The 10583-nt window shown below is 40.0% G+C and carries 9 protein-coding genes and 1 pseudogene; 7 read left to right on the forward strand and 3 right to left on the reverse strand.

Going from position 1 to position 10583, the window contains the following annotated elements; translation table 11 throughout:
• From K8S13_RS04400 to K8S13_RS04415, 4 genes are all read left to right on the forward strand, one after another.
• Positions 1–196 (forward strand): ParA family protein (locus tag K8S13_RS04400; RefSeq protein WP_367172529.1); only part of this gene is annotated, 196 nt, incomplete at its 5' end.
• Positions 197–198: 2 nt separating this feature from the next.
• The gene (locus K8S13_RS04405; RefSeq protein ID WP_291460736.1) at positions 199–1068 is read left to right on the forward strand and encodes a ParB/RepB/Spo0J family partition protein; all 870 of its coding nucleotides are present in this window, start codon (positions 199–201) and stop codon (positions 1066–1068) included.
• Positions 1065–2783, forward strand: coding sequence for a 4-hydroxy-3-methylbut-2-enyl diphosphate reductase (ispH, locus tag K8S13_RS04410; RefSeq protein WP_291460737.1), 1719 nt, complete (start codon positions 1065–1067; stop codon positions 2781–2783). Before K8S13_RS04405 ends, ispH begins: the two co-directional genes overlap by 4 nt.
• Before the next feature lie 41 nt (positions 2784–2824).
• Positions 2825–4990 (forward strand): DUF342 domain-containing protein, encoded by a 2166-nt coding sequence (locus tag K8S13_RS04415; RefSeq protein WP_291460739.1) that lies wholly within the window; start codon positions 2825–2827, stop codon positions 4988–4990.
• 85 nt (positions 4991–5075) lie between these two features.
• On the opposite strand, the pseudogene K8S13_RS04420 reads toward K8S13_RS04415, so the two are convergent.
• Positions 5076–5231: pseudogene (locus K8S13_RS04420) on the reverse strand (tyrosine-type recombinase/integrase); the annotation flags it as partial.
• Between the two features lies 1 nt (position 5232).
• Positions 5233–5427 carry a hypothetical protein gene (locus K8S13_RS04425; protein WP_291460741.1) on the reverse strand — a complete coding sequence of 65 codons (195 nt, stop codon included), beginning with the start codon at positions 5425–5427 and terminating at the stop codon, positions 5233–5235.
• A 274-nt stretch (positions 5428–5701) separates the two neighbouring features.
• On the opposite strand from K8S13_RS04425, the gene K8S13_RS04430 reads away from it, so the two are divergent.
• The 3 genes from K8S13_RS04430 (at position 5702) to K8S13_RS04440 (ending at position 10182) form a co-directional block, all read left to right on the forward strand.
• Positions 5702–6109, forward strand: coding sequence for a hypothetical protein (locus K8S13_RS04430; protein WP_291460743.1), 408 nt, complete (start codon positions 5702–5704; stop codon positions 6107–6109).
• A gap of 184 nt (positions 6110–6293) precedes the next feature.
• Positions 6294–7433: an ABC transporter substrate-binding protein gene (locus K8S13_RS04435; protein WP_291460744.1), complete on the forward strand. Its 1140-nt coding sequence runs from the start codon at positions 6294–6296 to the stop codon at positions 7431–7433.
• Positions 7434–7665: 232 nt separating this feature from the next.
• Positions 7666–10182: a methyl-accepting chemotaxis protein gene (locus K8S13_RS04440; protein WP_291460745.1), complete on the forward strand. Its 2517-nt coding sequence runs from the start codon at positions 7666–7668 to the stop codon at positions 10180–10182.
• A gap of 182 nt (positions 10183–10364) precedes the next feature.
• On the opposite strand, the gene K8S13_RS04445 is transcribed toward K8S13_RS04440, so the two are convergent.
• Positions 10365–10583: tyrosine-type recombinase/integrase (locus K8S13_RS04445; RefSeq protein WP_291460746.1), on the reverse strand; the 219-nt coding region annotated here is incomplete at its 5' end.

The following is a 10583-nucleotide window of genomic DNA, read 5'->3' on the forward strand; positions in this document are numbered from 1 at the left end:
AGATGCAGAAAAATATTTCAAGGATATGGTTTTCAAAACAAAGATACCGCGGAATGTAAAGCTTGGAGAGGCGCCAAGCTATCGATTGCCGGTGATTTTATATGATAAACACTCACAAGGATCAAAAAGCTATATTGCTTTTGCAAGGGAACTTTTAACCCGGAGATCATACGTAACCCGGAGGTCACACGTATAAAAATGACAAAAAAGAAAAAGAAAAATACCGGGCTGGGACGAGGACTCTCAGCACTGATCCCTGATTTTGAAACCCCGGAGAGCAGTTCTGATTTTTTCATGTGTCCCATTGGGGATATTGCACCCAACAGGTATCAGCCCAGAATTGTATTCAGCCGGGAAGAGCTTGACAGGCTAAGGGACTCCATTGCACAGCAGGGTATTTTACAACCTTTATTGGTAAGGCAACTTGATGATTCCTATGAATTGATAGCTGGAGAGAGAAGGCTTCGTGCTGCCAGGGAAACCAACTTGACCCATGTGCCGGTGTTTGTAAAAGATTTGACCGATGAACAGGTGCTGGAAGTTTCCATTATTGAGAATATTCAAAGGGAGAATCTAAACGTTCTTGAAGAAGCAGAGGCCTATCACCGGTTGATCAAGGAATTTCACTATACCCAGGAAAAAGTGGCAAAAAAGATAGGAAAGAACCGTTCTACCATTGCCAACCTGCTTCGTCTTCGAAGCCTTCCCCAGGAGATTAAAGACAGCCTGCTGGCTGAAAAAATATCCATGGGGCATGCAAGAGCCCTTTTAGGAGCAGGTTCTCAAGAAAACCAGATCTATCTTTTTAAAATAGTTTGTAAAAGGCAATTGTCTGTAAGGCAAACGGAAAAGCTTGTCAACCAGGTCAAAAAAGAACCCCAGAAATTGCAAAAAAAGATGTCGGAGGCAGAAAAACAATTTCTTGAGGAAACCTGTTCAATCCTTTCCAGTCGAATCAAATCAAAAGTCAGGATTAAAAAGAACGGGGATAAAGGTAAAATAGAGATTAATTTTAAATCAAAAACAGAGTTTCAAACCCTGATCAATTTTTTGACTAATCTTTCATGAAGATAGTTGTTGCGAAAACTGCTGGATTTTGTATGGGAGTCCGGCGTGCCGTGGATATGGTGTTGGATGCATCCAATTTGTCTTCCGATCCGATTTATACCTATGGCCCTCTGATCCATAATCCTCAGGTTCTGGCGATGCTTGAAGAAAAAAAGATTTTCAGGATTGATAAAATTCCTGAAAAAGGAATCGGTGTTGTCTTAATCCGGGCTCACGGGGTTCCGCCGGAGGATGAAAAAGCGCTTAAAGATGCCGGTTTTACAGTGATTAATGCGACGTGTCCCAGGGTGGTAAGGGTCCAGGTGATTATTAATAAATATGCCAAAAAAGGGTATTCAACCATTATCATCGGGGATGAGAAACACCCGGAAGTCATAGGCCTCTTGGGATATGCCGAGGGAAAAGGGCATACCGTCACAACCATGGCCCAGCTTTGTGCTTTGCCTGGGTTTGAAAATGCTGTTGTGGTTGCTCAAACCACTCAGGATACAGCTTTTTATGATGAAATAAAGGCATGGTGTAAAATCAATGCACCTCATTATCAGATATTTGATACCATTTGTGGGTCCACTGAAAGACGTCAGACTGAAATTCGGGAATTGGCCAAAGTGAATGATGCTGTAATTGTTGTGGGTGGAAAACAGAGTGGAAATACAAAACGCTTGGCCCAGATAGCGTCCGGGACTGGGAAACCGGCAGTCCATATTGAGGATGTTTCCCAAATGAATTATGACAAATTATCATCGGCCAAATCTATTGTGATAACAGCCGGGGCCTCTACACCAAACTGGATCATTAATGATGCATATGCTCAAATCCAAAGCAATCTTCACCGTCAGCATCCTGTCAAAACGTTTTTATTTTTAATCCGTGATTTTTTATTGAAAACAAATATAATGGCCGCAGCAGGCGCAGGTTTTCTGACTTACGCGTGTTCCATGCTTCAAGGGATTTCTAAAGACTTGAAGCATGCTTTGATTGCCATGCTTTATGTCCTTTCAATGCAGATACTCAATAATTTATTCACCATAAAGTCTGATAAATACAATCATCCCCAAAGAGCACTCTTTTATAAAAAGAATCGAATGTATCTGTGTGTTCTTGCTGTTTTGTCGGGTGCAGCAGGTCTTTACCTGAGTTTTATCACAGGGGTGGTGTCTTTTTTTATTCTGCTTGTCATGACCCTTTTGGGATTGTCATACAATATAAAAATTATTCCTTTAATTTCAAAAAAAGGGCAAATTGCCCGCATAAAAGATATCCCCGGTTCAAAAACTGTTCTGATTACCATTGCATGGGGCACAGTGACCTGCCTTTTGCCGGCCGTTGCGAATCAAAGTGATTTATTGTCTGTTGCAGTGGTGTTCTTATTTGCTGTGGGTTTGGTGTTTGCAAGGACTGCCTTTTTTGACATCCTTGCTATTCAGGGTGACAGAATCACCGGAAAAGAAACCCTTCCCATCCTTTTAGGAGAAAAGGCAAGTTTTACAATTATACAATATGTTTTAATTGCTGATATGTGTATTATTCTTTTGACATATTTTACTGATTTATTGGTAAACAATGCTTTCTTGCTTGCTTTCATACCCTTTATTATGCTTTTATTAATAAAGTTTTTTAAAAAAAATAGCCTTATATCAAGTGTGCATCGGGAATTTGTGATTGAATTTTCATTTCTTGCCGCCGGGTTGTTAGCATCTGTAATTTACGTGTGACCTTCAGGTCACACGCAGGTTAATTCTCATATGGAGAGGTTATGGCAATAGATAATAGTAGAAAACCAAAGATTCCGTTTATCGGCCTTTTGGCTGTTAAAAATCTTCTTGTCACCAAAGAAGATCTTCAAAAGGGGATGTCCCAGTGTTCAGGTGCAGGTAATATAGATCTGGCCTTAAAAGAATATTTTTTGTCCAATGAGTTGGTTTCTTCCCATAATATGGAAAGGCTTTTGCGGGCAGCAAAAGCCCTTGAGATGAGGCAAAAAGAATTCAAATTCGGTACCATCGCCGTACGGAAAGGATTTATTAATCAAAGTGTTTTAAAGCTGGCTCTGGAAGAACAGGAAGATGCTATAAAGGCCAAAAAAAATTTTCGTCTTGTTGGTGATATCCTTGTGGAAGCCGGTATGCTGACCCAAAAACAACGAGACTATATCCTCAAATTGCAAAAAAGGGTCAGACAGGAAGTCAAAAAAGTATCCCGGGAAAAAGTAAATAAAACGCTTTCGGATGATAAAGAAAATATTGCTAAAGACACGGAAACTCCGGCATTGGACAACTCTGCTGAAAATTTATCTGAAAAACAAGAAGATAAAAGTGTTTTGCTTGAGCCCGAGATCATTGCCGGTGGGATCAAACTTGAAATTTCTAAAGACTTTATGGGGGCATTTTTATCCAAAACAGATTATTTCGACAATAACATTACGCTGACGGAAACCAAGGAAGCCCTGTTGGATAAAGGCATCGTGTTGGGAATAGTCGTCGATGAAATGATTGAAGGATTTATTAATTCCAGCGGGTTTAAGACAAAATCTTTCAGGGTCGCCAAGGGTGTTTCACCCATTCAGGGTAAAGATTCAAAAGTGGAATTTTTCTTTAATACTGATTACTTGAAAGCCGGTGGTCTGACAAAGGATGGTGCCATTGATTTTAAAGACCGGGGTGAGATTCCATATGTTGAAGAAGGGACGGTGCTGGCAGAAAAAATTCCCATGGTAGAGTCACGAAACGGCCGGAATATCTATGGGGATGAAATTGAAACCATTCCCGGGACAGACATCGCTATAAAATATGGAAAAGGTGCAAAACTTTCCGAGGACGGTTTTAAAGTGCTTGCCGCTGTTAAAGGGTTCCCAAAATATGCCTTGTCCGGTCATGTTTTTGTTCATCAAGAGTATGTCACTGAAGGTGATGTAGATTATGAAACCGGTCATATCGATTATGACGGCAATATTAGTATTAAGGGACGGATTAAATCCGGTTTTAAAGTAAAAGGCAATGATGTCGCCGCTATTGAACTGGATGGGGGCATTGTAACAGCGGATGGAGACGTAAAAATTGCCGGCGGGATTAATGAAGGTAAAATTTATGCCCGGGGTAATGTCTATGCAAAATTTATCCATAAGTCGGAAGTGATCTGCATGGGTAATGTGATTGTTGAAAAAGAGATCGTTGATGCCGGTATTGAATGTTCAGGGAGTTGTGTTGTTGAAAACGGAAAACTTATATCCTCAAGGATAACGGCAAAAATGGGGGTTAAAGCTCGAAATATTGGTACTGAGAAGGCTGGCCCCAATGTCATAAAAGTCGGACATGATGCTTTTACTGAAAAAGAGCTGGAAAAAAACAGGGAGCAGGTAGACGGGCTGAATAAGCAAATTGCACATCACGAGAAAAAGAAAGAAAATCTTAAAGAAGAAAATCTGGACCTTCAAAAACAAATCACAGAGCTTGCCCATGTTCAAGACAGATCCCAACTGGAAGAAAAGCAAATTAATTCAAATATTTCTTCAATGGAAAACACTGTAGCAAATTCAGAAATCATCCAAGAATCAAAAATGAAAATAGAACAATTGAAAATAGATGCTCAAGAAGCTGAAAAGAACCTGGATGTCTGTTTTGATGAAAGTGAAAAGATTGAAGGAATAATGGGAAAAGAGGACAAAGAAATTAAAGTGCTGGAAGAAAGACGTGATAATTTTCTGGAAGAAAGAACCAATCTTATTGTGTGGGCAAAAGACAATCCGGGAAAACCTGTTGTAATTGTTGAAGGGGCGATGCTGACTGAAACCGTTATATTTGGCCAACACAGCGAAAAACGTGTGACCGAATTGATACGGCATGCAAAGATTATGGAAGTCCTATGCACATCTGATGATGGTCGGAGCCTGAATATCTATGAAATGCAGGTCGGAAACCTTTAACCTGCTTGTGACCTTCAGGTTACTTGTGACCTTCAGGTTACTTGTGACCTTCATATGTAAAAACAAGCTTTTTGTTGGAAATTTTTTATAAATCATCGAGAGGGCTTGCCACACCATGTCCTCCCTGCTGTAAAATATGGGTATAGATCATGGTGGTGGAAACATCATTATGTCCCAACAATGCTTGAATAGTACGGATATCGGTGCCTCTCTCAAGAAGATGCGTAGCAAAGCTATGCCGATTATGCTCTGCTGAACATAACAGGCATTATGCTCAGTTCCGGATTATGCGAAATCCCTAAACAAATGTATCCTTCTAAGAAATTATTTTTTTCAAATTGTTTTAAATTAGTGCAAAAAACTTCATAATTATGTATTGAACCAAATTCTTTTTTATTTAAATAAATTTCAATTTTAGCAATATCCAAGTCAGACATACTAATTATTTTTTACCCCACTGAGCAAACCATTTACCAGCTTGTTTCCCAAAATCTTTGAGAATAGTTTCATATTCTTTTTCTATTAAATCCCAATGTTTTTCTCATTGCCTTTATTTTTAACAATGATTTTGTTGGCAACCGTTTTCAATTCTTTGCCGATGGCCATAAAATTTTGAACAACACTATCCTCAAATGCTTCGATTGGTATGCAAATATTGGAATTATTCTTGATTGGTATCATTTGCAAAAGAAGTGTAAAGAGCAGTTAAGTATGGCAATGAAAGGCAGGATTATTCGAAATCAAGTTTTAGATAAGCTTATGCCGTTGTTATGGCATGGATTGACACAGCAGGGAATTGAACTTCTAAAGCAAACATCTTCGGATTTAGTAAAGAATGTTGACGTAATGCAAAAGCTTATCGGTTATCTTGAACGTAATACTTCTATTATTCCGTGTTATGCAACTAGAAAAGAATTGGGACTTTGCAATTCAAGTGCTATTGGGGAGAAAATGAATGATCTCGTGGTAGCTGAACGTCAGAAGCATAATGGTATGAGTTGGTCTAAAAATGGTTCTGTAGCACTTGCTTCAATAACTGTGAATTATGACTATGAATTTTTTAAATTTTTTTTTATTGCTTTCTTGACAAAAAGCATTTACTTATTATTAAAAGCATAGTTAGCTAATAAGGATGAAGGCTTTGATGGAAAGGTTTCATTTTATGCTTTGGGTCATGGACAAAATAAATCGGACATTTCATTATTTCTGCCGTTGGAGAACGGTGACGTTAGATTTTCGAAAGGAAAAGTTATTTCATCCACATTTCTTTTAATTTTGATGTAAAGCAAAAAGGAGAAAGAAAATGAAAAAATTATTTGTGGTATTATTGTTTTCAGGGATTTGTATCTGGGGACATGCTTTTGCTGAGGATGGAGTCACATCAAGCCAAATTCTGCTTGGACAGTCCTGCGCATTGACTGGCCCGGCCGAGGCTTTGGGACAAGGAATGCAAGCAGGGATGAACGCCTATTTTGCCAAGGTTAACGCCGAAGGTGGTATTAATGGCCGTAAGATCAAACTGATCAGCAAGGATGACGGGTATGAGCCCGAAAGAGCTATAAAAAATACCCGGACTTTAATTGATCAAGATAAAGTATTTTTATTGATAGGGGAGGTCGGTACCCCGACATCCAAAGCAGTGGTTCCCATTGCCGAAGAAGCCAGTATCCCTTTTTTCGGGCCGTTTACCGGAGCTGAATTTTTGCGTAACCCATTTAAAAAGTATGTGGTCAATGTGCGCGGCAGCTACTACCAGGAAATGGAAAAACTGGCGCAGTATCTGGTTGATCAGCAGGGCTTGAAAAAAATAGCCTGCTTTTACCAGAACGATGGCTATGGCAATGCTGGCTTTAGCGGCATTAAGATAGCGCTTAAAAAGCGATCCATGGAACTGGTTGTGACCGGTACCTACGAACGTAATACAGTGGCAGTAAAAAGCGGGCTTTTGAAAATTCGCAAAGCCAAGCCCGATGCCGTAATAATGGTTGGAGCCTATAAACCCTGTGCTACGTTTATCAAACAGGCCAAAAAGGTCGGGATGAAAGACACTCTCTATTGCAACATTTCTTTTGTAGGTACGGAAGCTTTAAGAAAAGAATTAGGTAGCGCCGGAGAAGGATGCATCATTTCTCAGGTAGTGAATTTTCCCTGGGATGAAAGTATTCCGTTTATCAAAGAGCATAGTGCTGCTATGAAGAAATATCAGACTTCTGCCAAGATCGGATTTGTCTCTCTGGAGGGGTATATAGTCGCAAAATTATTTTGTATGGTTGCCAAGTCGGTAAAGGGTGATTTAACCCGCGAAAATTTTATAAGTACAATCGGTTCTATCGGGACTTTTGACTTAGACGGTGTCAGTCTTAAGTACGGCAAAGACGATCATCAGGGTATGGATGAAATCTTTTTAACAGTCATCAAAGACGATGCAATTATACCGTTGTAAACTATACTGAACATTTTAACGAACAATGCAGAATAATTATCATTGTCAGAGCCGTCTCTTGACGGCTCTGATTAACCTTGCTGTTTAAAGCAGTGCCAGAATTAGGAGGTAAATATTCGGCCAACACCCTATCTTCGCCCATTTTGGCCTTCACAATAGCATTAGTATGCTGCGCAGTCCCAAATAGACGAATATGAGGCACTGGTCAAACATTTACATTAGGAGGTGTAGAATGCGTATGATACCAAATACATCGTTAAAATTTCGCCTGCTGGGCGGCTTCCTCTTATGCGCAGTTCTAACTGCCATTTCCGGAGGAGTTGGCATTTTTTCTTTAAAGCAAATTCAAAATAATATGGAAGCCACCATAATGGAGGTCGGTGTTAACATCGACAGGCAAAACGGGCAGATCAATAAGTTGATGCCGCTACGGTCTCTTGTGGCTTTAATTAATAATACTGAAGATGAAAAAATGCTGACAGAGGCTGATAAGAAGCTTCAGACCCTGCGGGATAACATGTCCGGGCAAAATGATAAAGAGGATGCCGGGATACTGGTGAATTTTAAACATCTTTTAAGCCACAAACGCAACGAGTTGCAAGCTTTTGGCGAACTGACCATGCTGCGCAAATCAAACATGGCAGCTTTACAGGAAATTGCCAGGTTGGCTTTAACTACCGTGGACAATGTCGAGTTTGACAGTACTATCAAAATTGATGACGTTCTATCCGAAGTAAGGGGAAATTTCGATAAGATGTCTATCACAACAACAATGTCAATCTCCAACGTGAAGGCTGCTCTGTCGGTGCGATCTGCTTCCAACGAGATCAACGCAAAGGTGAAAGATGCTCTTCTCGCTTCTGATGCTGCAGCTGCAAAGTATATTGGTAGTGAAATTAAAAATCTCATTGAGAATGCATTGACTGATCTCAAAGTTTTGCCTGAAGATGAGGACACTGCACAACTTGATAAAAAAATTAATGAGTTGGCTGCTATAACCGAGAATTTGTGCAAGATGAAACAATTAATGCTGTCTGCTGCAAAAGATGAAAATTTGTTTTTGGAGGACAAATTAGAAGCAGTTCGCATGGAGACTGAAAATATTTTAAAATCGATCTCTACATTGACGGTGAATAGTATGGATAACACTGAGTTTGATTCTGCTATAAAGATTGATGACGTAACAGGCGTTATCAAGAATAGTTTTGACACCATGTCCACCACAACCGGGACATCGGTTTCCAGTGTCAAGGCGGCTTTGTTTGTACTCGTTTATGCTAATGAATTAAACGCCAGGATTAAAGACGGTCTCCTTGCCGACGATACAGTAACAGTGGATTATTATCAAGGCGAGGTCAACACACTTATAGGGAACATTAAGAATACACTTTCTGAGCTGCCTCAAGATGAGTCAACATCAAAGCTTGTGGAAAAAAGTAATGAGCTGGCAGGGCTTTCCCAAAAAATGTTTAAAGCAAAAAATATGATGATTGTTACTGCTAAAAAGCTTGACGAGACTTCTGCAATGATCTTAAAAGAAATGAACAAGCTTGATAATTCGATGCTTGATGCAGCCAAAGGCTTGAAAACCAATGCTCAAGAGACTTTGAAAAAAAGTACCAGTTTGGTTAATCGCTGGCAGTCTATCCAGATAATACTTGTTGTGGGTGCTATTATTATCGCTTTGGTTGTGGGAATTTTTATTTCAGCTTCGATTACCAAACCTCTTGCCGGAGCAATAAAGATGCTCAGGGATATTGCCGAGGGTGAAGGCGACTTAACCAGCCGGCTTGAGGTTAAAACCAAAGATGAAATCGGGGAATTGGCCAAATGGTTTAATGTGTTTATTAAAAAACTTCAGGGTATAATTATTGATATATCAGGAAATTCTGGAAAACTTAACAATTCTTCCAGTAAGCTGTCAACCATTTCTAAAGAGATGTCTGAAGATGCAGATAAAATGTTTGCAAAATCCAATACAGTTGCAACTGCAGCCGAGGAAATGAGTTCTAATATGTCATCAGTAGCCGCCGCAGCCGAGCAATCTTCAACAAATATAAGTATGGTTTCCTCAGCAGCCGAAGAAATGACCTCCACTATTAATGAAATTACCAGGAACACTGAAAAAACCCGTGTCATAAGTAATCAGGCTGTCTTGCAAACAAAAAAAGCATCTGAAAATATTGGTAATCTAAGCAAGTCTGCCAAGACTATTGGAAAGGTTGTAGAAACCATTACAGATATTTCAGAGCAGACCAACCTCCTTGCATTAAACGCAACCATTGAAGCGGCGCGCGCAGGGGAAGCCGGTAAGGGATTCGCAGTTGTTGCAAGTGAGATTAAAAATTTAGCAAAACAAACAGCAGAAGCTACATTGGAAATCAAAGGAAAAATTGAGGGTATTCAAAATTCCACGCAAAAAACAGTTTCTGAGATTGAAGAGATAACCGTTGGAATCACCAGTGAGAGTGAGATGATAGACATAGTTGCAGCTGCTGTTGAGGAACAGTCTGTAACCACTAAAGAAATGTCTGTTAATATTACCCAGGCAGCTCAGGGGATTCAGGAAGTAACAGAGAATGTGGCCCAGAGTTCAACCGTGGCAAATGAAATAGCAAAAGAAATAGCAGATGTGAATCAGGCATCAAACGGGATGTCAAACAACAGCTCACAGGTTAATACCGGTGCGATTGAATTGAGTCAGTTATCAGGAGAACTTAAAAAAACAATAGAACAGTTTAAGGTTTAGCAAATACTTATCAGGCAGGGGCAGGGCTTTATAGAACAAGGCATTCTTTCTGTGAAGAATTGCCCGTTTGAGTGCCTGTTCGCAAATATAATGCCGCGTGCCTTATTATGCCGCGTTGGAATTTCTTATCGGCCCAGATTGCGTAGAATCTCTGATTCTCAGTGCTACATTAGTCGGCATAATCAAAGATTTTCAAGGAAATTGAGTAATGGGTCTTGTGGTCGATACCGAGCAGGAATCAGACCGCTCGATGTGGCATGGGCAAGGGCTTGCTCCTTAAGCCGCATGTCGGCATGCAAGTATATTTGAGTTGTCTCGGTCGATTCATGACCGAGCCAAAGAGCAATCACACTCAAATCCACACCACCTCGCAGTAAATTCATGGCAGCCGAGTGTCTTAA

The organism is Desulfobacula sp. (assembly GCF_021107415.1).